General features: G+C 33.2%; 24 protein-coding genes and 1 tRNA gene. 12 read left to right on the top strand and 13 right to left on the bottom strand.

The features are described 5' to 3' along the window. The first annotated feature begins 73 nt into the window (after positions 1-73). Positions 74-580: a phosphatidylglycerophosphatase A family protein gene (locus I580_RS16190; RefSeq protein WP_010770976.1), complete on the top strand. Its 507-nt coding sequence runs from the start codon at positions 74-76 to the stop codon at positions 578-580. A gap of 400 nt (positions 581-980) precedes the next feature. Here the strand turns inward: I580_RS16190 and I580_RS16185 are convergent, their stop codons facing one another. The 4 genes from I580_RS16185 to I580_RS16570 all read right to left on the bottom strand — a co-directional run bounded on the left by I580_RS16185 (position 981) and on the right by I580_RS16570 (position 5,537). Then, on the bottom strand, positions 981-1,859 hold the full coding sequence (locus tag I580_RS16185; RefSeq protein WP_010770975.1) for a hypothetical protein: 879 nt from the start codon (positions 1,857-1,859) through the stop codon (positions 981-983). 320 nt (positions 1,860-2,179) lie between these two features. Further along, a complete protein-coding gene (locus tag I580_RS16180; RefSeq protein ID WP_010770974.1) occupies positions 2,180-3,796 on the bottom strand; it encodes a coiled-coil domain-containing protein in 1,617 nt (538 codons plus the stop codon). Continuing rightward, positions 3,786-4,736, bottom strand: a complete 951-nt coding sequence (locus I580_RS16175) for a hypothetical protein (protein WP_143141733.1) — start codon at positions 4,734-4,736, stop codon at positions 3,786-3,788. Before I580_RS16175 ends, I580_RS16180 begins: the two co-directional genes overlap by 11 nt. 291 nt (positions 4,737-5,027) lie before the next feature. Beyond that, on the bottom strand, positions 5,028-5,537 hold the full coding sequence (locus I580_RS16570) for a helix-turn-helix transcriptional regulator (RefSeq protein WP_010770972.1): 510 nt from the start codon (positions 5,535-5,537) through the stop codon (positions 5,028-5,030). A 153-nt stretch (positions 5,538-5,690) separates the two neighbouring features. On the opposite strand from I580_RS16570, the gene I580_RS16165 reads away from it, so the two are divergent. The 5 genes from I580_RS16165 (at position 5,691) to I580_RS16155 (ending at position 8,391) form a co-directional block, all read left to right on the top strand. Then, complete coding sequence (locus I580_RS16165; RefSeq protein WP_010770971.1) at positions 5,691-5,894, top strand: DUF3173 domain-containing protein; 204 nt, start codon at positions 5,691-5,693, stop codon at positions 5,892-5,894. 388 nt (positions 5,895-6,282) lie between these two features. Continuing rightward, positions 6,283-6,435 carry a hypothetical protein gene (locus tag I580_RS17130; protein WP_010770970.1) on the top strand — a complete coding sequence of 51 codons (153 nt, stop codon included), beginning with the start codon at positions 6,283-6,285 and terminating at the stop codon, positions 6,433-6,435. A 60-nt stretch (positions 6,436-6,495) separates the two neighbouring features. Then, entirely contained in the window at positions 6,496-7,173 is a 678-nt protein-coding gene (locus I580_RS16160; RefSeq protein WP_010770969.1) for a rolling circle replication-associated protein, read from the top strand. Positions 7,174-7,246: 73 nt separating this feature from the next. Beyond that, positions 7,247-7,612, top strand: a complete 366-nt coding sequence (locus I580_RS16565) for a tyrosine-type recombinase/integrase (RefSeq protein ID WP_167324168.1) — start codon at positions 7,247-7,249, stop codon at positions 7,610-7,612. A gap of 44 nt (positions 7,613-7,656) precedes the next feature. Beyond that, the gene (locus tag I580_RS16155; protein ID WP_167324167.1) at positions 7,657-8,391 is read left to right on the top strand and encodes a tyrosine-type recombinase/integrase; all 735 of its coding nucleotides are present in this window, start codon (positions 7,657-7,659) and stop codon (positions 8,389-8,391) included. A gap of 74 nt (positions 8,392-8,465) precedes the next feature. On the opposite strand, the gene I580_RS16150 is transcribed toward I580_RS16155, so the two are convergent. Further along, positions 8,466-8,765 carry a hypothetical protein gene (locus I580_RS16150; protein WP_010770966.1) on the bottom strand — a complete coding sequence of 100 codons (300 nt, stop codon included), beginning with the start codon at positions 8,763-8,765 and terminating at the stop codon, positions 8,466-8,468. A gap of 156 nt (positions 8,766-8,921) precedes the next feature. On the opposite strand from I580_RS16150, the gene I580_RS16145 reads away from it, so the two are divergent. Beyond that, positions 8,922-9,239 carry a helix-turn-helix domain-containing protein gene (locus tag I580_RS16145; protein WP_010770965.1) on the top strand — a complete coding sequence of 106 codons (318 nt, stop codon included), beginning with the start codon at positions 8,922-8,924 and terminating at the stop codon, positions 9,237-9,239. Between the two features lie 165 nt (positions 9,240-9,404). On the opposite strand, the gene I580_RS16140 is transcribed toward I580_RS16145, so the two are convergent. The 4 genes from I580_RS16140 to I580_RS16130 form a co-directional block, all read right to left on the bottom strand. Next, positions 9,405-9,477, bottom strand: a tRNA-Lys gene (locus I580_RS16140). A gap of 111 nt (positions 9,478-9,588) precedes the next feature. After that, positions 9,589-9,720 (bottom strand): FeoB-associated Cys-rich membrane protein, encoded by a 132-nt coding sequence (locus I580_RS16855; protein ID WP_010770964.1) that lies wholly within the window; start codon positions 9,718-9,720, stop codon positions 9,589-9,591. Positions 9,721-9,724: 4 nt separating this feature from the next. Next, a complete protein-coding gene (feoB, locus tag I580_RS16135) occupies positions 9,725-11,878 on the bottom strand; it encodes a ferrous iron transport protein B (protein WP_010770963.1) in 2,154 nt (717 codons plus the stop codon). Between the two features lie 3 nt (positions 11,879-11,881). Beyond that, the gene (locus I580_RS16130) at positions 11,882-12,349 is read right to left on the bottom strand and encodes a FeoA family protein (protein ID WP_010770962.1); all 468 of its coding nucleotides are present in this window, start codon (positions 12,347-12,349) and stop codon (positions 11,882-11,884) included. A 484-nt stretch (positions 12,350-12,833) separates the two neighbouring features. Between I580_RS16130 and nrdH the strand changes: the two genes are divergently transcribed. From nrdH to nrdF, 4 genes are all read left to right on the top strand, one after another. After that, positions 12,834-13,058, top strand: coding sequence for a glutaredoxin-like protein NrdH (gene nrdH, locus I580_RS16125; RefSeq protein WP_010760423.1), 225 nt, complete (start codon positions 12,834-12,836; stop codon positions 13,056-13,058). A gap of 1 nt (position 13,059) precedes the next feature. After that, complete coding sequence (gene nrdI, locus I580_RS16120) at positions 13,060-13,437, top strand: class Ib ribonucleoside-diphosphate reductase assembly flavoprotein NrdI (protein ID WP_010770961.1); 378 nt, start codon at positions 13,060-13,062, stop codon at positions 13,435-13,437. Next, on the top strand, positions 13,418-15,577 hold the full coding sequence (gene nrdE, locus I580_RS16115; RefSeq protein WP_034860103.1) for a class 1b ribonucleoside-diphosphate reductase subunit alpha: 2,160 nt from the start codon (positions 13,418-13,420) through the stop codon (positions 15,575-15,577). Before nrdI ends, nrdE begins: the two co-directional genes overlap by 20 nt. 295 nt (positions 15,578-15,872) lie before the next feature. Further along, positions 15,873-16,835, top strand: coding sequence for a class 1b ribonucleoside-diphosphate reductase subunit beta (nrdF, locus tag I580_RS16105; RefSeq protein WP_010770959.1), 963 nt, complete (start codon positions 15,873-15,875; stop codon positions 16,833-16,835). Between the two features lie 101 nt (positions 16,836-16,936). Here nrdF and I580_RS16100 read toward each other — a convergent pair whose 3' ends face one another. Beyond that, positions 16,937-18,055, bottom strand: a complete 1,119-nt coding sequence (locus tag I580_RS16100) for an AI-2E family transporter (RefSeq protein WP_010770958.1) — start codon at positions 18,053-18,055, stop codon at positions 16,937-16,939. Positions 18,056-18,221: 166 nt separating this feature from the next. Between I580_RS16100 and I580_RS16095 the strand changes: the two genes are divergently transcribed. After that, positions 18,222-19,049 (top strand): DUF92 domain-containing protein, encoded by an 828-nt coding sequence (locus tag I580_RS16095; RefSeq protein ID WP_010770957.1) that lies wholly within the window; start codon positions 18,222-18,224, stop codon positions 19,047-19,049. Between the two features lie 65 nt (positions 19,050-19,114). Here I580_RS16095 and I580_RS16090 read toward each other — a convergent pair whose 3' ends face one another. From I580_RS16090 to I580_RS16080, 3 genes are all read right to left on the bottom strand, one after another. Next, the gene (locus I580_RS16090) at positions 19,115-19,819 is read right to left on the bottom strand and encodes an MgtC/SapB family protein (protein ID WP_010770956.1); all 705 of its coding nucleotides are present in this window, start codon (positions 19,817-19,819) and stop codon (positions 19,115-19,117) included. A gap of 124 nt (positions 19,820-19,943) precedes the next feature. Further along, positions 19,944-20,645 carry a glucosamine-6-phosphate deaminase gene (gene nagB, locus I580_RS16085; protein ID WP_010770955.1) on the bottom strand — a complete coding sequence of 234 codons (702 nt, stop codon included), beginning with the start codon at positions 20,643-20,645 and terminating at the stop codon, positions 19,944-19,946. Between the two features lie 128 nt (positions 20,646-20,773). Next, positions 20,774-21,904, bottom strand: coding sequence for an LCP family glycopolymer transferase (locus I580_RS16080; RefSeq protein ID WP_010770954.1), 1,131 nt, complete (start codon positions 21,902-21,904; stop codon positions 20,774-20,776). Positions 21,905-22,049 lie beyond the last annotated feature (145 nt).

Genomic DNA, 22,049 nt, shown 5'->3' with positions numbered 1-22,049 from the left:
TGCATTTTTCTCTTTAAATAGTATACCATTGATGTATCCTAAGTTTAAAAATGAAGTATTGGAGGTTATTATTTTGGTCATACAAGGAGAAACGTTAGAGAAAAAGGCTCGTCAGTTACTGAAAGATCGCGGTGTTGAAATGGAAGATTTAGCAGAGTTAGTTTTATTTTTACAGAAGCCGTACATTGAAGATCTTGATTTGGTAACTTGTATGGAAAATATTGATAGTGTTTTGTCAAAACGTGAAGTCCATAATACGATTATCACTGGTATTCAATTAGATATCTTAGCTGAAGAAAAAAAATTAATACATCCTTTACAGGAGATTCTGGAAGAAGATGAAGGTCTTTACGGAATCGATGAAATTTTGGCGCTTTCAATCGTAAATGTTTATGGTTCAATCGGATTTACGAACTACGGTTATATTGATAAAGTAAAACCAGGCATCTTGGCTAAACTTAATTCTCATGAAGGACCACAAGTTCATACATTTTTAGATGATATTGTTGGCGCAATCGCAGCAGCTGCTGCCAGTCGTCTTGCTCATTCTCAACCTGACAAAAGTAGTATTACACAGTAAACTTTCTTAAATACAAAGTAAAGCCCTTATCTAGATGCTAATAAATAGTTGGATTTAGATAAGGGTTTTGCTTTTATTTTCCTTTTTAACGGCGTATCAATTGCCTACATAGTAATTCTTCTATTATAATAAGTTCAAAGTATATAACAATTTCTATACTTCCGTTTAAAGTCACCACTATAGGCATAGGAGTTCTTCTGATTTTGTATGCACATTTTTCAGTCGCTGATTTTCTTCCCCAAAAGATAAATCAAGTGCCTATAGTGGGAAACTTTATTCATTTTATTTTTTATGAAAATAGGACTAAACAAAAAAAGTATCGGAATTCCTTCCGATACCACTCAAATGAAGTACTTTATAATTCCTTTGCTTTCGTATTAGTTTGACTAGTGAGATAAACTTATTCTTTCGTTGATACAGCCATTTTGAGTGCTTGTAATGCATCAAAATGCTGAATAGTGTAAACAATCGCCCCTTCTTGCCATACCACTGAATTTGTTTGATAGTTGTCACTCACACTAGCTGTTAAAGAAATCTGTCCAACATTTTGAGGTGCTGGAAGCATAGCTTTTTCTAAATAGGCAACAGCTTCTTTAGCCAACGGTTCCGCTACTTCTCCTCCAATATTTGAAGCTCGAACAACTAAACGCCAATTTCCTTCCTGCCATGATAAATAACTAGAACCTGCAGCCCCTTGTTGGTGGCCAGTGATTCCATAACCTAAATCAATTGGCTCTCCCCCATTATCAATGAGTTGATTTACTGCACTAGCCGCGGCTTCATTTGTATCATATGTTTTCTTCTCAAATGAAGAGATTGGTTGTAAATCATTAACTGCAAGATCGTTCACTTCTATTGGGTTAGCTTCTGCGTAATATAAAATTCTAAAATTAGCTTGATCAGCTACACGTGTTGTTGCTGCCGTTAAATACTCAGCTGTTCGACTCGTCAATATAGCTTGAGGTAAATGATCCTTTGAAAATGCTGTATTTAACTGATTCAAGACAGTCTCCGCTTGTTTGGCAGGTGTATTGGTTTCTGTTTTTACAGCTGCTTTGCTTTCGCTAGTCTTCGTTTCTGTTGATGATGTGGATGATTTTGTAGAACTTTGGCTCGTACTTGGCTTCGTTGTATTTTCACTGGTAGATTTAGTAGTTTGGCTGGTTTTTTCAGTATTCTTAGTTTGGCTAGAACTTTCAGCTGTTTTACCTTTTCCACCGCATGCAACTAGTGATAGGCATGCAATCAATGTGAATGAATATAGGAATGTCTTTTTCATGATTTCCCCTCCTAGATGGTTCTTTTCTTTAGTGTATCATTAAATAATGGAATACTCACTTCATATGATTATTGCACTTATACAATCCGTTTAAAGAGCACATAAACAAAAAAAGAACGCCTATTCCATCTTCGAAACGTCCAAAGACGCCGACAGAATACCGTTCTCGTGGGTTTGGCACCCAATGGGTCGTGTGTGTTTTTAACTCTTATTTAGATAGAAATACAATGATTTTAATTGTTTTGAGCATACTCCAATTCAGTAGATAAAGAAAATAACCTCACTTTTGATTTGAAAGGAGGTCAAGAAAAGGTCAGTGGTCAAAGGGTAATATTAAATTTACTAATTATTTCTTTAAATTCTTTCAATGCTTTAGCACTCAAAATATGGTTCTTTTCATTTTTTGAATAGTCTATCTTATTTACATTTTTCAATTCAGAATATTTATTTGAAAAATGTTCTTCTTTTTTCAAAGTGCAAGATAATATAACTTGAGTATTTAATTTCTCAAATCTAGGAATCATTAATTCTTCTTTATTCGTTGATAACTCACCTTCTCTAAATGCATCAATAATTATTGGAAAAGGTAATTCTAAAAATTTATTTATAGCAATTAATTTTGCAGACATAAACTCTTGCCTATCACTTCCAGAATGAGTAACATTTCTTTTAGTAAATAAGCTATCAAATTCTAAGTTTCCTTCATTATCAAAATAATGATACTCCTTTTTCATTAATTCTAAAATTTTCTTTTCTGCCAACTTAGATTCTTTAGATGAATTTTTCTTCTGATTTTCTAAAGTAGTAATCTCCAATTCCAAACTATCTTTAATATCTAACAATTCTTTTAATTCATCATTGTAGTCAATTAATGATTTATTAAATTCTGAAAAATAAACATAATCTTCATGAGTCAAACCTTCATCAACTAAAACTTGACTTCTATCATTAATTTTCTCTCTAATCAAAGATTTTTTTTCGTTAATTTCAAAACGTGTTGTCAGGATTTCTCTATCAATAGATTCAAGAATTTTTCTTCTAATATCTGAGTTAGAAACATTAAAAGAAAAACTATCATCTTTAGAACTATATATTATATTTTTCGATCCACAATCATTACATTTCACATTTCCATAGTTTAGTTCTTTATTAAGTGAGTTAAGTTCGTTTTTCAACCTATCTCTAGTAGACATAAAATTTTCTAAACGAGCTAAATCTTTTTCTAATTCCGATATTTCTTTTATCCTTTTATTCAAAGCCAATCTAACCCTTTTAAACTTCTTTTCAACCTCAACTAAATTCGTTGCTTCCTCATATTTTTTTAACCTCTTTTTATATTTAATTGATTTATTCTTTTTATCAATATCTATTTTCAAATTCTTCAATTCACTCTTAAGTTTATTAATTTTTTCTGATAAACCAGTCTCAGTTAAATAATCATATTTCATAAATGCTAACATATTTAAAAAATCTACTTTGTTATACCTTCCAGCATTAACTATATTTGATGTACTTCTTTCATCCTGCCCTACAAAATACAGTTGGTGAAATAAATCAAGTGATGCTGTCTCTTTTTTTTCGTTTTTTATAAATTGTGGAAGTTTATAAATTTCTTTATCAAAATATTTTGTAAAATCTTTTACAGTCTCAAATATCTGAAAACTATTTTTTGAATCAATCACAATAAATTGATTTCTTTTTCGTAAGATTTCAATAGTAGAGTTATTTACATCAATAGATAAATAAAAATAGTGGTTTTTCCAGTCAAAACTTGTTGGATATACAGGAACATTCCCCAATACAAACAAAATAGACTGTATAACAATTGTTTTCCCTCTATCATTATCATCACTTATAATGATATTTACACCATTTGTAATTCTCTTTTCTACAAATGCTTGTTCTGAATTTCCTATCGCTACCATATTAATTTTCATACTCTTCTAAGTACCCCTTTACTCCATTTTGAATTAAAGCAATAAAATATATATACACATCTTCACTATCCCTAAGAAATTTCATTTTATCTATAAAATTTCTTTCCAATTTTTGATAGATTTCAGTAATTGATAAATTAGGATGGTTCAAAATAAGATTGTATATTTCACAAAAGGTCGTCCAAAAAACTTTCTTACTATTTTTGTCAAAAATTGTTTTCCTTATTGAATCAATACAATCTGTATATAATTCTTTTAATTCCCATTCGGAAAAATCTGAATAATTCCTTGTAACGTAATAGACAAAGTTTAAAGGTAAGCTGTTATCACAAAAATCCAACATTATAATTCTATTGAATACTAATGTTCTCAGTTCTTCACTCACAAAATGTTTTTTTAAATCCACTGCCTCTGAAACAACATTCAATGTCAAATTTTCTACGTTTATTTGTTTTAGTTTGTTTTGTGCATCTCTGATTTCATTAAAAATATTTTTTAAAAATACTTTATCAACATTTAAAGATTTATTTTCAAGAAAGTTTAATACTAATTGTTCATGTTCAACTGATAATATAACTACATAAGTTTTAGATAGAAATTTATTAATTTCATCTTTAATAACAACATCAGTATTACTTTTCACATATTTATTTAAGTATGTTTTATCATTTATTTCTTCAAATAACCCTTCCCCTACTTTCCTCAATGCATCTTGTTCAAGATAATCTATAATTCTTGCAGTTTTACTTTTAGAATGCACATTCTTCTTAATGTTTTTTTCGTTAAGATTACAAGGAATGGTCAAGTAATAAGAGTCAAATTCTATAGAAGAAACATAGTTTTTAAAAAGTGTTACTAAATATCTACCTAATTTTTTTGGAGACATATTTTTATCATTTTTAGATTGTACATCAAATAAGATTTCATCTTTTTCTGTCATTGATGTAACATCGTTGAATAAATCTATAAAATAATAATGCATTTTATTTCTATTACTATTTAATGTTATTAAGTACAATAATGATGCAGTTTCAAAACTTGATGCGGATTCATTTAATTTTTCTGTAGATGATATTGTATAACACACTATGACAAGCGCCTCTTTCCTAAAATAAAAAATTAAAAAAACATACTAATTGAATGCAATAACATACAAGCTTAGTTTAACATATTTTTGGTTAAAAAAAAGAAGAAATCCAATTACTGAATTTCTTCTTTTTACAAGATACAATTATTTAATATCAATTTTTTTAATTTCACCGTCAATCTTCATATTAAAAACCTCAATTAACAATCTCATATCCAAATTTTCTAAATCTATCGCCTTCACTAAAACACCTATAGCTTGGTCCATAGCTGAAATTTCTACATCTTTATATTCAATAATATTTCCTTGCTCATCATAAACAGGATCTTTGTATTCTATCAATGAAGCATTATCTTCAATATTTTTAACAGTCGTTAAAATATTTTCTCGATAAGATTCTAATTCTTTAATCTTTGCTTCTTTATCCGTAATTTCATCTTCATCAGTATAAATCGGAAAAAATAATTGATTGGGCGTAACTTCAAACAATTCCATCATATTTTCAAGAATATCACTAGATGGAAAGGTCGCCCCTTTTTCGTAACTTATAATACTATGTTTTGAAATATTCAATTTTTCAGCTAGTTCAACTTGAGTTAATGATTTTTTCTTACGATACTTCTTAATATTTTCAGCTAAATTACTTTTTAACATTGATTAAAACCTCCATTCAAACTCATTATACACAAAAAGTAGAATTAAACCAATCTTTTTGTTAAAAAGTCGATTTAAAGATGTTATATTGTCATTAAGGTAGTTTTAAAACTACTAAAAACATAGAAAGTTGGTTTAAAAGGATGTGATTTCATGAATACCACTGATACAAAATCAGATTTAGAATCATTAGGCTTCAAACCCTCTGTAGCAACTCGAATCATCAGAGAATCGAAAATCTTAATGGTTAATAAAGGATTTAACTTCTATGATAATTCAAAATTAGGACTTGTTCCTAAAAAAGCAGTTGAAGAAATTTTAGGTTTCAGTTTAACGTTTGAAAAGAAGTCTGCATAAAGTGCAGTCAACGGTAAATAGCGAAGCGGTTTAAGGAGTTGTTGGCTAATATCCTCCCATAAAACACTTGATTGTCTTCTCTTTGATATGAAGTAGCAAAGAGAACTGCCCAACGGCGAGTGTGTCCCAAATGATTTGGGGCTAGGGGTTAGATTAGTTTTCTATTTTTTAGGCTCTGAGACACACCGTGCGCATTTGTGCGTCAGCGACAAATGCTAGTGCGGATGTGGTGCAAGAGCCAGAAGAATCGAACGAAGTGAGGTTCTTCCTATTTAACTTGATAATAGTCTACTATCTGGAGAATATAAAAAGCAGAAATTGAGGTCAAATTCACAGTTTAGAGCAGATCTATAAAAAAAAGTCATTACATCTGAAAGGTGGTCAATTAATGCCAGAATACAATGTTAAAGTGATTTCCACTCCTTACAGTTCAGAATTGTATTTTTATCAGACTCCAGTTATTTATGGTTTCACTGGAAAAAGAAAAACTGGCTCTATCATTCCATTAAAAGAAAAAAATAAAGAATCTGAGGAGGAATGACTTGATAAGAAAGCTAATTATTATAAAAATAAAGCACAATATATTCGTAGGTTGATTAATATGAACTTTGATAATCAGACAAAATTTCTAACACTAACTTTTGCGGATGATCTAGAAAGCCTAGAGAAAACAAACTATTTATTTAACAAGTTTATAAAACGGCTAAATTACAGACTGACAAAGAAAATGAAGCTTCCCAGAGTCAAGTATATTGCAACTTGGGAAATACAGGCAAAACGAAAGCTAAAAACAGGAAAGTCCGTTATTCATTATCACCTTGTTTTATTCGACTTTCCTTTTATTCCAACTAATGAACTACAACACATTTGGAAACATGGCTTTATCAGAATTAATCAAATCCCAAATGATGTAGCAAAAGAAAAATATGGTAGCTATGTCAGTAAATATTTCACAAAAGATTTAGCCGAAAAATCTGAACACAAAAAAGCTTTCTTTACTAGCCAGAACTTAAAGAAGCCTTTTGAAAAAGTGATGTGTATAGAAAATATAGAAGAGATTAAACTGGAATTACAACGATCAAAAAAATTAGAACTCTACAAAAATTATTCTAGAAAAGTATTTATCAATAATGAAGAATACTTTGATAATGAAACAACTTATATGATAATGACAGATTCAAAAGATTTTGACAATATAATAAAAAGTAGCATTAATGAACAAGAGAAAAACTCTCCTAATCAAAAACACTACTCCCTAGACAAGAATAGTATAGCATGATTTGGAAGTTTCGGAAAGGAACTGAACAATGGCAAGCTTTCAAAAGTATAAGACAAAAAAAGGTGAAATGTGGATGTTTAAAACTAGGGCTGGAACTGACATGCAAACAGGGAAAGTCAAGTATATAACTCGACGAGGCTTTAAAACTAAAAAAGAAGCGCAATTGGGCGCTTCTAAGCTATTTCAAAAGGTTTCTATAGGTCAGTCGATACCCGACAAGAGTTTATTGTTTACTGATGTCATAGACCACTGGTTTGAGCAATATAAGCTTTCAGGTGTAAAAAAGAGTACCATATTAAATCGTGAAACAACTGCAATACCTAATCTTAAAAAGTATTTAGGGCAATATCCACTTACAACAATTAGTTCAATCATTTATCAAGAATTTTTGAATACATTGTTTAGTAAAACTACAGTAAAAGTACCATCGAAACATTGAATATAGTCGGTAAATTAATTTTCAAGTATGCTTTTGAGAATAACTTGATAGAGAAAAATCCAACAGAAAATGTCGTTATTCCTAAAAGAATCACTACCATTGAAGAATTAAAAGAAAAATCACTGGAAGAACTTTATTTGACTAAAAAAGAATTACTAACATTTTTAGACTATGTCCGAAAAAATACTAACATACTTGATTATTCAATTTTTTTAACATTAGCTTATACAGGCATTCGAATTGGTGAGTTATTAGCTTTACAATGGGATGATATAGATTTTGTTAATGAAACTATTAGTGTCCATAAAACGTTGTTTAGAAATGAAAATAGAATCCAAGAATATGAACTTACTACACCTAAAACGAAAAAATCCAATCGAGTTATTTCAGTGGATAAAATTGTTTTAGAACAACTAAGTAGTATAAACTTTGAACAAATGAAAATAAAGCAAGAATTTCCAGCCTACCATGATAAGAACTTTGTTTTCGCTAAATTGCAAGGTGATTTCACTGGGTACCCAGAATCTAGACGAGCAATCGGTTTTCGCTTAAAAAGATATCTTCAAAAAATTGGAATTACAAAAAATTTATCTCTTCATAAATTTAGACATACACATGTAAGTTTACTTGCGCAAGCTGGTGTAGATTTACAAGCAATCCAAGAAAGAATTGGTCACGAAGATTCTAAAACAATGAGAAAAGTTTATCTTCATGTTACGAAAGAAGTAAACAAACAAGCTGTAGAAAAATTTGCTGAACTGATGCATCAGCAAAACTAATACTAAATAAAGAAACTGTGATACTAATCAGAAAATAAATTCTGATAGATATCACAGTTTCTTTTTGGAATGCCTTATACTTTCTCTCTCCTTCTTAACTCATTAATTTGTGTTTCCATCCTTTGCATGGAAAAAGCGAACTCTAGATTAAAGATATTAAATATCTGAGAACAAGAGTAGTATTCTTTAGCAATCTTACGTTTATCTACAGGGCGATTCATATCACCAAAAAATCGTCCTAATAAATTTAGTGGTTCTTGCCAAGATTTCAATTGTTCAAGCATATCATAAAGTTCATAAATATCTTGATGACTTAATTTTTTGATTGGTTGATTATTTTCAGTTTTGAGTCCAAGCTTTGTTGAATTATCCATAATTATTCCTCTTTCCTTCTTTTTACTATTTTAAAAACTTCCTTTTCTAGATTATACAACATTTAAAAATGTTTAACAACTCAAATAATTGTTTTAATGTTGTAAAAACGATACTTATATGATGTAGAATGGTGTAAAAGGAAGTGAACAATAGCTATGAATAATTTTGAAACTTTTTTATCTGAAAGACTTCATAAATTTAGAACAAAGAAAAATGTCAGTGCAAGAGAAATGAGTATTGCAATCGGACAAAATGAAAATTACATTAATTCAATAGAAAATAAACGTTCTATGCCTTCAATTCAAATGCTTTATGCTATTTGTGAATACTTAGAAATTTCCATTAGTGAATTTCTCTATGAACCTAAGAATCATAGCCAACTAGTTTCAGCAATCAATACTAATTTGGTTGATTTAGATGACGAAACATTAGAACATATTTTAGCGATTTTAAAATCTTTGAATAATAAATAATATAAGCCACTAGCAATCGACTTGGCGAAGTCTGTGCTAATGGCTTTTTGATTTATGAAAAATGTGGTCAATTTGTGGTCAGAATAAAAATAAGAACGCAAGGATTATCTTCGAAACGCTGCAATAGCGCCGATAGTCCTTCGTTCTCGTGGGTTTGGCACCCAATGGGTCGTAAGGGGCTCGAACCCATGACCCGCTGATTAAGAGTCAGCTGCTCTACCAACTGAGCTAACGACCCAAATACTTAGTACTTAAATATTGTAGCACTTGAAAGTCGTTTATTCAAGAGGGAACATTAGATACAATGAAATAAATTACAACTGTTTTATCTCATTGTATTTAATCTTTTTTATTCCCCTTGTTCTTTGTTTACAGGACATGTGGTGTGGCAGTCATCACAGCTCTTTCCTTTTTTGAAGCGAGAATACACAACATACCCAGCTCCACCAAAAATCAATACTGCTAGAATCAATGTTGACATGTTCTTACCCTCTTTCTAATGTTGCCATTGTGATAACTGGCTCTTCTACTGCTTTTGGTTTTCGCACTAAATAATAGCCCATAACAATCAATAATAATGCTGCAATCAATAGACCTATACCCACTTGACCGTTTTCAAAAATCACATGCCCAAATTGATAAATAATAAAACTAACGACATAAGCTAAACCACATTGATACCCAATTGCTCCCCAAGTCCACTTCCAATCACCCATTTCTCTGCGAATCGCACCAATCGCTGCAAAACATGGCGCACATAATAAATTAAAAACTAAAAATGAATAAGCAGCAACCGGCGTAAATGCACCCTGTAAGGCAGACCAAACCTCTACTCCATTTTCAGAAACTTCTTCTAAATGTCCAAATAAAATCCCGAATGTACCGATCACGTTTTCTTTTGCAACTAAGCCGGTAATCGTAGCAACTGCCCCTTGCCAAGTGCCCCAGCCAAGTGGTGCAAATAGCGGTGCAATGATTTTCCCTAAGTTTGCTAAAATACTTTGATCGGCACCTGCTTCTTGTAATGTAAATGTATACGTAGAAGTGAACCAAATAATGATACTCATCACGAAAATAATCGTTCCGGCTTTCTTAACAAATGATTTACTACGATCATAAGCATGACGAAGAACACCACTTAACTGTGGCATATGATAGGCTGGTAACTCCATGATAAACGGTGCTGGATCACCAGAAAATGAACGAGTCTTTTTCAACGCAATGCCCGATAATACAATTGCTGCAATCCCAATAAAATATGCGGATGGTGAAACCCAACTACTTTTCGGGAAAAAAGCGCCCGCAATCAAGGCAATAATCGGTAATTTTGCGGAACAAGGCATAAATGTTGTAACCATGATCGTCATCTTACGGTCTTTTTCATTTTCAATCGTACGACTAGCCATGACACCTGGCACACCACAACCTGTTGCTATCAACATCGGAATAAACGATTTTCCTGATAATCCAAATTTTCGAAACAAGCGATCCATGACAAAAGCAATCCTCGACATATAACCGCAATCTTCTAAAAAACCCAGACATAAGAATAAAACTGCTAACTGTGGCAAGAAACCCAACACAGCTCCAACTCCAGCAATGATCCCATCTAAAATCAAGCTTTGCATCCAAGGTGCTACTTGCCAATTAGCTAATAGACCTTCAACTGTATTTGGTACAAAATTTCCAAATAATTCATCGTTGATCCAATCTGTTCCCATAGTTCCGACTGTTTGAATCGCTAAGTAATAAACAAACCACATGATCAGGGCAAAAATCGGTAAAGCCAACCAACGATTGGTCACAATTCGATCGATTTTATCACTTGTACTAAATGTTATCTCATTTTTTTCGATTGCACAAAGAGCAGTCAAACGGGTGATGAACTCATAGCGTTCATTGATAATGATTGATTCACTATCATCACCAAAAATTCGTTCTGTAATTTTAATAATTTCTTCTATCTCTTTTTTCTGTAACATGCTCAATTCTAGTTCATCGGAAACTCTAACATCTCTTTCAAATAATTTAATGCTGTACCAACGTGTTTGTTTTTCCAATACACTAGTTCCCACAACATCCATAATTTCGTTTAATGCTGCTTCTAAACGGTTATCATAGGTTGGATAATTAAACTCTTGCGGAAAAACTTTAGCGGCTTTGGCTGCTCTTTTTACCAGGTCATCCAACCCACGATTTTTTAAAGCACTAATGCCAAAAACGTCTACACCTAATCCATAGGACAGTTTTTCAATGTTGATTTTTCTTCCAGTTTTATCCAGAATATCCATCATGTTCAAGCCAACTACAACTGGAATCCCTATTTCCATCAATTGTGTGGTTAAATATAAGTTTCGTTCTAAATTCGTAGCGTCAACAATATTAACAATGACATCCGGACTCCCGCTTAATAAATAATTTCTGGCAACCACTTCTTCTGGCGTGTATGGGGAGAGAGAATAAATACCAGGTAAATCTTGAATCGTTAGTTGCTTGTCTTTTTTAAACTTCCCTTCTTTACGCTCGACAGTAACACCAGGCCAATTTCCTACATATTGATTTGCACCAGTCAGTGCATTAAAAGCGGTTGTTTTCCCACTATTTGGATTTCCTGTCAACGCAATATGCTGTTCTTTCATTTCTTACCCCTCTTTCTGCACCAATACTAATTCTGCTTCATTTTTTCTCAACGTTAATTCATAACCACGAAGATTGATTTCGATCGGATCTCCTAATGGCGCCATTTTTCTAACAAGAAGCTCTACTCCCTTTGTCAACCCCATATCCATTAGCCGCCTCTTTACTACTCCTTGCCCATGGATGCCGATTACACGGCCTTTCTCACCGACCATCAATTGATCTAGCGATAGCCAATTTTCTTCGCTAAGGCTTTTTTCTACTATAATAATCTGTTTCAATACAGATAAATTGATTGCAATCCGGCTATTGTGCAACAAAACAATTCCATTCTCACCAGAATAATTTACCAACACAACTTTACCACCTGGCACAAAACCAAGGTTATTCAAGTGCGTCTTTGCAAAACCCTCTGCCTGAACCTCTTCAATCATATAAACCTTGTTTAATTTTGCTTGTGCCAATGTCAACATTTAGTGGTCCTCCTTATTTTTAACAGCTATTTTATAGTAAAAACTTTCACTTTATATTTTTTCACAAACTCCACTACCATTTGTGAAAAAGTTTCATTACAATATCCATTGATATTGATAATCGTTCTCATTAAGTATACCCGTTTGTGAGACTTAAATCAATGTTCTTTCTACCTATAGTAAGAAAACATTTAGCAACTTGTACTTGCCTCGTTTAATAGTGTGCCTTATTTTAATTGACCACTATATCTTGTGCTTTAGACACTGAATTTTCTAATTCAAAATTTAATAAATTTCTTTTTTAAACACAAAAATGGCAATAAAAGTCGCTCAAATCTAGAGAATACGTGCTTTCATATTTCTTTCAAAAACACAAAACATGGTATTCCATCTAAAAACAACCACAATATGTAGTGCCTAAGTGTTGACTTTTTCCGTGAGAGATTTATACTAGTGAAGTAAACTAATTGAGGGGGAATTAAAAATGAACGTAAAAATCTTTTCTAAAAATAATTGTATCCAATGTAAAATGGCAAAACGCTTTTTAAGCGAGAATAATATAGCATTTGAAGAAGTAAATATCGATATCCAACCAGACGCAATCGACTGGTTAAAAGAACAAGGATTCCAAAGTGTTCCGGTTATCACTTCTGATGCTACAACAGTTGTAGGATTCCGTCCTGATCAATTAAAACAATTGGCTAGCTAAAATGAAAATTGTTTATTTTTCAGTCACCGGACAAACGAGACGCTTCATTAAAAAATTGGATTTAGCAGCTTATGAAATTGAGCCTGCGAATCCTTTTTTTGAGATAAATGAGCCTTTTGTCTTAGTCGTTCCTACTTATGACCAAGAAATCACTGAAGTAGTGAACGATTTTCTTGATTACAAGAACAATCAAGAATACCTGCAAGGCGTTGCTGGAGGCGGAAACCTCAATTTCGCAGAGTTATATGTGTATACAGCCAAAGACATAGCACGTGATTACAACGTTCCAATGCTTTTTGCGTTTGAATTTAGCGGCACGAACGAAGACGTGGAATCCTTTAAGAAAGTAGTGAATGAACTTGAGTCTAAAAGAAATTAAAGATGTTAGCTATTTTAAGCTGAATAATGAGATCAATCGTCCTGTAGATGGGCAAATTCCTTTACATAAGGATAAAGAAGCCCTGGAAGCTTTCTTCAAAGAAAATGTCCTTCCTAATACAAGAATTTTTAATACTATAGAAGAAAAAATTAATTACTTAATCGAAAATGACTACCTAGAAACAGCATTTATTGAAAAATATTCTATGGGTTTTATTGAACAATTATATACGTTTCTTGATGAACAACAGTTTGAATTCAAATCATTTATGGCAGCGTACAAGTTTTATTCACAATATGCACTTAAAAATAATGAAGGAACTGAATACTTAGAAAGCTACGAAGATCGTGTGGCTTTCAATGCATTGTATTTTGCTGATGGCAACGAAGAGTTAGCTCTAGTATTGGCAGATGAAATGATCCATCAACGTTATCAACCTGCAACACCTTCTTTCTTAAATGCAGGACGTAAACGTCGTGGTGAACTTGTTTCTTGTTTCTTGATCCAAGTGACAGATGATATGAACAGCATTGGCCGTTCAATCAACTCAGCTTTACAATTATCACGTATTGGCGGCGGTGTGGGAATCACATTAGCGAACTTACGTGAGGCAGGAGCACCAATCAAAGGTTATGAAGGAGCTGCCAGCGGCGTGGTTCCTGTTATGAAATTATTCGAAGATAGCTTTAGCTATTCTAATCAATTAGGTCAACGTCAAGGTGCAGGAGTCGTTTACCTAAACGTCTTCCATCCAGATATCGAAATGTTCCTTTCAACGAAAAAAGAAAATGCGGATGAAAAAGTTCGTGTGAAAACTTTGTCTTTAGGCGTTGTCGTTCCTGATAAATTTTATGAATTAGCTCGTAATAATGAAGATATGTATTTATTCAGTCCTTATAGCGTAGAACGTGAGTATGGCGTGCCTTTCTCTTATGTTGATATTACAAAAGAATATGATAATCTAGTTGCGAATCCAAAAATTCGCAAACGTAAAATCAAAGCGCGTGATTTAGAAAATGAAATCTCTAAATTACAACAAGAATCTGGTTACCCATATATCATCAATATTGATACAGCCAATAGAAGCAACCCAGCTTATGGCAAAATCATCATGAGTAATCTATGTTCAGAAATTCTACAAGTTCAAACACCTTCTGTTTTAAATGGTAAACAAGAATATGAGACATTAGGTACTGACATCAGCTGTAACTTAGGTTCAACAAATATCGTTAACTTGATGGATAGCCCTGATTTTGGTAAATCTGTTCGTGCAATGACACGTGCGTTAACTTTTGTTACAGATGCTTCAGATATCGATGTAGTTCCTTCTATTCAAAACGGAAATAAATTAAGTCACACAATTGGGCTTGGTGCAATGGGGCTGCATACTTTCTTTGCTAAGAACCATATGGAATATGGCTCTGAAGACTCACTAGATTTCACCAATGTTTACTTTACTTTATTAAACTACTGGACTTTAGTAGAAAGTAACAACATTGCAAAACAATACAATGAAACCTTCCATAATTTTGACAAATCAGATTATGCGAATGGTTCATATTTCGACAAGTATATTGAAGGAGACTTCACTCCTAAATCAGACAAAGTCAAAGAAATCTTTAAAGACATTTTTGTGCCGAGTGCTTCTGATTGGGCAGCATTACGTGATGCAGTGAAAAAAGATGGTTTATATCACCAAAATCGTTTAGCTGTAGCACCGAACGGTTCTATCTCTTATATCAATGATACAAGTGCTAGTATTCATCCGATTACTCGCATGATCGAAGAGCGTCAAGAAAAGAAAATCGGTAAAATTTATTACCCTGCTCCTTACTTGGCAAATGACACGATTCCTTATTACACATCTGCTTATGATATGGATATGCGTAAAGTCATCGATGTTTATGCAACAGCCCAACAACATGTGGATCAAGGCATGAGTTTAACTCTGTTTATGCGTTCTGAAATTCCAGAAGGCTTATATGAATGGAAAGATTCTCCAAAACAAACAACACGTGATTTGAATATTTTGCGTCATTACGCTTTCCATAAAGGCATTAAATCAATTTATTATGTACGAACATTTACTGACGATGCTGAAGAAATCGGTAGCAACCAATGCGAAAGTTGCGTTATCTAACTACTAACGACAAACTTATACAAGCATATTGATCAAGATGCTTATTATAACAAATTGAATCAATACACTCGTAAAAAAGAGGCCGAGACAAAAGTGTTTAGCTCCGAGAAATAAGAGGGAATGCACGAAAATTTCTTTCTAGATTTTTGTGCATTCCAACTTATTTTCGAAGGAGCTGCTTTTTTCTTGCCGTTTAGTCGATTTTTAAAGTTTTGGGATATAACTTGTAGAGTTGTATCCCAGATATTCTATGATTTATTGTATTTTAACGTAAAGGGAATGAGGAGGAAAATACATGGCAACATATTATGAAGCGATCAATTGGAACGCTATCGAAGATGTTATCGACAAATCTACTTGGGAAAAACTAACAGAGCAATTTTGGTTAGATACTCGTATTCCTTTGTCTAACGATTTAGATGACTGGCGAACTCTTTCTGACTTAGAAAAAACAACTGTAGGATACGTTTTTGGTGGTTTAACACTATTAGATACAGTTCAATCTGAAAGTGGTATGGAACAATTAAGAAACGATGTCCGTACCCCACATGAAGAAGCTGTTTTAAACAATATCCAATTTATGGAATCTGTCCATGCTAAAAGCTATTCGTCCATCTTTAGTACATTAAATACTAAAAAAGAAATCGATGAAATCTTCGAATGGACAAATACAAATGTTTACTTACAAACTAAGGCTGAAAAAATCAATGAAATCTATAAAAACGGTACTCCCTTAGAAAAGAAAGTTGCTAGTGTATTTTTAGAAACATTCTTATTCTATTCTGGATTTTACACTCCTCTTTACTACTTAGGAAACAACAAGTTAGCCAACGTTGCGGAGATTATCAAATTAATCATTCGTGACGAATCTGTTCATGGAACGTATATTGGCTACAAATTCCAATTAGGTTTCAACGAACTGACTGAAGCAGAACAAAATGACATGAAAGACTGGATGTACAATCTGCTTTATGAACTATACGAAAATGAAGAACGCTATACTGAACAGTTATACGATGAATTAGGTTGGACTGAAGAGGTCAAAACCTTCTTACGTTACAATGCGAACAAAGCCTTGATGAACCTTGGTATGGATCCATTATTTGCTGATACAGCAAATGATGTTAACCCAATTGTTATGAACGGTATCTCTACTGGCACAAGTAATCATGATTTCTTTTCACAAGTTGGCAATGGTTACCTATTAGGAACTGTTGAAGCAATGAAAGATGACGATTATTTAATTGGCATGGATTAATACTAAAAAATAGGACTAAGATAAACCTCCAATGGTTTTATCTTAGTCCTATTTTTCAACAAATTTCCTCGCTAAATCTAGTATTAAACGAAAAATAATGCTCAGACAATTTCATCCTTTAAGACCTTCTCTGTACTTCCCTTTTTAATCCTATAAATTTTACCAATATTAAGAACTAATGTCTTGATCACCGCATACACAGGTATACAGATCAACATACCAATAATACCTCCCACACTGCCAGAAGCAATCAAAACTAAAATAATCGTCAATGGATGGATGTTTAATGATTTCCCCATTAAAAGTGGTTTGATTAAATTACCATCTAATTGTTGAATCACCAGAATCGATAAGGCCATATATAGTGCTTGCCATGGTGAAATAAATAGACCGACTAAAATAGCTGGAACGGCACCAATAAATGGACCTACATAAGGAATAATATTCGTCAAACCACAAAAAACAGCCAATAGTAACGCATATGGTTGTTTAAAAATCGTCATCGCAATAAAACTTAATATCCCAATAATCAGTGCATCTAAAACCGTACTACTGATGTATGCTGACAACGTTTGATTTAATTCTCTGACCGTTTGACGTAGTTCACTGCGAATACTCTTTGGGAAAAAATGTGACATTGCATCCAAAAATTTGTGACCATCTTTAAACATGAAAAATAAAATAAACGGCACAGTAAAAAGTAAAATAAAGAATCTCATCAATAGCCCAACTATTTTGGAAAGGCTGTTAGTTACCCCTACTATGGCAAAATTCAAAATATTGCTGATCGTAATATTTGCCTTATCCAATTGTTCTTGAATATTAAACCCCTTAAATGCTTCTAAATCACCTAAGTCATTCAACCATTGATTCATTTCTTCCGCATAACTTGGAAGTGACTGACTCAATTCTAGAGATTGATTGACCAATTGCGGAACCACATTCATGACGACCAACGCAATCAAAACAACCAAGATTGCAAATGAAAGCAAAAAACCTCCAATTCTAGGAAGACCTCGTTTTTCTAAAAAAACGACGATTGGATCAAACATATAGTATAAAAATCCAGCAATCAATAACGGCATAAAAACAGCCGATACCATCCCAAAAATGGGCGTAAAAATATTAGGCATTTTTAACAAAAAGAAAACGCCAATAATGGTCAGTACAATTTCCACTGTCCAAAATAACAATTTTGATTGTTTAAATAAAGACCCCATACAAAACCTCCAATACTTGATACTTTTATTTTATCATTCTTTTCAAGTATAAAAAGTTTTTTTTAGGGGGAGTCTGTTATCTTATAAAAAAATTGCTCTCTCTAATATTCACATCGCTTTCATGCTATACTTATTTTGTACACCAAATTAATTCAAGAGGTGCATCATGACTATTTTAGCCTATAAATTATCACTAGGGTTTATTGTAGGTTGCTTAATCGGCAGCTTTTCTTACATCACATATTTACTAACAAAATCTGGCGCTTTAGCTACAATTGTTATTGCGACAATCGTTTGTGGATTTGGCTCATGGCCCACTTGGGGAATACTACTTCTATTCTTCGGCAGTTCAGGATATATTCATATAGCAAAAAAAGTAAGAAACATCGTTAAAGTTGAACGACTTACTGAAAAAGGACATACAAGAGATGCTTGGCAAGTACTTGCTAACAGTCTTCCAGCAGTTATTTCTCTCGTTCTTTTCTACTACACACAAAATCAATTATTTATGATTGGTTATGTTAGCGGTATTGCAGGTGCAACTGCTGATACCTGGGGTTCTGAGATTGGGATTTTAAGTAAAACAGTTCCTCGTTCAATTGTTTCATTCAAACAGATTGCCCCTGGTCTTTCTGGCGGTGTTTCAACACTAGGCAGCATTGCCTCTGTTTGTGGTAGTTTGTTGATCACATTTACGTTTTGGTTGTTTTCTGGACGACTTTACGTTAATCCCTTTCCCACAAGTTTAATGGTCATTTTGCCGTTTATTCTTGGTGTTGCTAACTCACTTGTAGATAGTGTCCTTGGTGCTACCCTTCAAATAAAATATCGTTGTATTATCTGCGGGCAACAGACTGAACAAAGATACCATCATCTTCATCTAACGAAGCCAATTAGTGGTATTTCATGGCTATCAAATGACTGGGTCAATTTTTTTAGTGGGTGTTTAACAGTTCTTTTGAGCTGGTTTATACTTTATTTTCTACAACAGTAGGGACAAAAAAGAAGGCGCTCTTAAAAAATTTAAGCCCCTTCTTTTTTAGTGCTTATCAACGTAACTTAAATGCTAACTAAGCGTAATTTTGTTATATTCTTATGGATAGATAAATCTTCGATTACTTCTGCATATGTCATTCCTTTTGGTAAATCGATCGTATAAATATTAGTATAAATCTGCGTATCCTCAACGAATACCACATTAAAATTTACATCTTCAATTTCAATTTTATGTTCTTCAAAATACTGATTGATAAATTCTTTTGTTTCTTGTTTATGGATATAGCGAATTTCTAATTTTTTGGTTGTTGGAACATGTATTACTTTTCTAACCAGTGTCAATGCAATAAAAACACCAATAAAACTAGTGACAGCAATCGCATAGTAACCCATACCAATTGCAATTCCCAGACCTGCTACAGCCCAAAGTGATGCAGCAGTTGTTAAACCTGTTACGGACTGTTTCGTGACAATAATTGTTCCAGCACCTAAAAAACCGATCCCGCTCACTACTTGAGCAATTAATCGTGCTTGATCAGAACGAATCACACCAGTCAATTCTGGATGATTCACCGCATCTTGCAAAGCACTTGCTGCAATTTCGACCTGAATCAATGCAATGATCGTCGCACCCATACAAACTAAAATATGTGTCCGCATACCAGCCGGACGATTCTTATATTGTCTTTCAAAACCAATCACTCCGCCAATCAGCATTGCCAAACATAGTCGTATAATAATCTCAGGAACTGTTAAATTTATATCCATTCTACTCATTCCTCCTACTGCTCTCCTATTTCATTATAGCACTAATTCAGATTAAGGGCGTGACACTCATTTCTATAAAAAAAAGCGTGGTCGAAATACTTCTTTCGACCACAGCCTCTTGTTTTTATAGTTTACTTGCTGCTGCTTCGTCAATAATGACAACAACATCTGAATGATTTTGTAGCGCACTTGCAGGTAGATCAACTGAAACTGGTCCATCTACCATCCCTTTGATTGCATCAGCTTTTGCTTCGCCATAGGCCATTAAAATCATTTTCTTCCCTTTCATGATTGAACCAATTCCCATTGAAACAGCTCTAGTTGGGACATCTTCTACTTTTTCAAAATTACGTTTGTTTGCATTAATTGTAGATTCTGTTAATTCAACTACATGAGTTAAACTATCCAAAGGCGTTCCTGGTTCGTTGAAGCCAATATGTCCATTTTGACCAATCCCTAAAATTTGAATATCAATTGGATTGCTGTCAATAATACTTTCATAATGTTTGCATTCGGCTGCTAGATCTTCTGCTTTTCCATTTGGTACATATGTATCTTTAAATGGTTTCTTGTTGAATAATTGATCATTCATGAAATAACGATAACTTTGATCATCATTTCCACCTAAACCAACATATTCATCCAAATTTACAGAAGTCATGTCTGTAAAATCTAGATCACTTGTCGTCATTTCTTTATATAAAGTCTCAGGCGTACTTCCTGTAGCAAGTCCTAAAACTTTTGCGCCATTTTTCATGCCTTCTTTGATCAGTTCAAATGCTTTTTTGCCGCCTTCTTCAGCGTTCGCTACTTTGATAATTTCCATTATAAATTGCTCCCTTGTATTCAAATTTGGTATAGTCCAATTATAACACCCTATAAAAGAGATTTCTAGTCTAAAGTAGACGTAAAATAAAAAAACTTCTATTCTCAGCAAGAATAGAAGTTTTAAATTTAATAACCGTTTGCTGAATAAGGAGCTTCCTCAGCTACTGCATTTGGATCCGTATAAGCGGCCTCACCATTAGCGCCTGTAGTTGGATCTACATAGCCATTTGAAGCATAACCATTAGTATCATCAGAATATCCGCCATATGCAGCTCCATCACCAGCCGCATAATTATTATAATTTGCGTTATCGGTCGCCTGCATGTTTTCATTTTTAGCAAGACCTAATTGACCACGTAAATTAGTTTGGACTTCAAATAATTTCGTTGGATCAAGTAATTGATAGTAAATACCACCGATTTCTGTACCTTCTCCATCTAATTGCAATGAATCGATATCTTTAAAAGCAGGCATGTATTTCTTTTGAATATCTACCATATTATCCCAAGTCAGATCTGTTTTTACATTGTCCTTTACTGCATCCAAAATTTTTCTGTATTTCGCTACGCCATCTAAACTGATTACTTTGTTAACAATTTTTTCAACAACTTCTCGTTGACGACGTTGACGTCCAATGTCACCTTCTGGATCTTCTTTACGCATGCGAGCGTATGCTAATCCAGTTTCTCCATCCAATTTAACCTTACCAGCTGGAACAACGATACCATCTAATGTAAACTCGCCGATTGTATTATCAACTTCAATACCACCTACAGCATCAATTAGATCTTTCATCCCTTTCATATTGATTGATACATAATTATCAATTGGAATATCTAACAAATTTTCAACCGTATCAATCGCCATCTTAGCGCCGCCAAAAGCATACGCATGATTTAATTTATCTTCGGTCCCATTACCAACGATTTCAGTTAAGATATCTCTATCCAAACTAATCATTGTTGATTTCTTTTCTTTCGGATTAATAGTAACTACCATTGTAGTATCTGAGCGACCTTGCTCTGTACGACCTAAGTCCCCAGTATCGATCCCCATCAATAAAACAGAGAATGGTTCTTGAGCATCAATATTTACCGCTACATCTCTTTTTTTAGATGTGCGATCAATAGACTCGAAAACTCCTTTCACTGTATACGTTGCATCAGAGTACATTTTAATCCCATATGCACAAAAACCAGCAACTGATATAAGAACCACTCCTAAAACAGTCAATATTACTTTTTTCCATAGATTCATAAGACACTTCCTCATTTTTTGCAAGAATAATTCATGATGTTTATTTTCTCACAATTTGAATCCCGCCGCAACTTTTTCGGGGAATTGGCATGATATCTTAATGTATTTGTAAAATAGTAAGATACAACTGAAGCTATTATTGATC

It is taken from the genome of Enterococcus caccae ATCC BAA-1240 (assembly GCF_000407145.1).
Taxonomy (GTDB): domain Bacteria; phylum Bacillota; class Bacilli; order Lactobacillales; family Enterococcaceae; genus Enterococcus_L; species Enterococcus_L caccae.
Note: the sequence above shows the minus strand (reverse complement) of the source record. Positions and strands in the feature narration are given on the sequence as shown.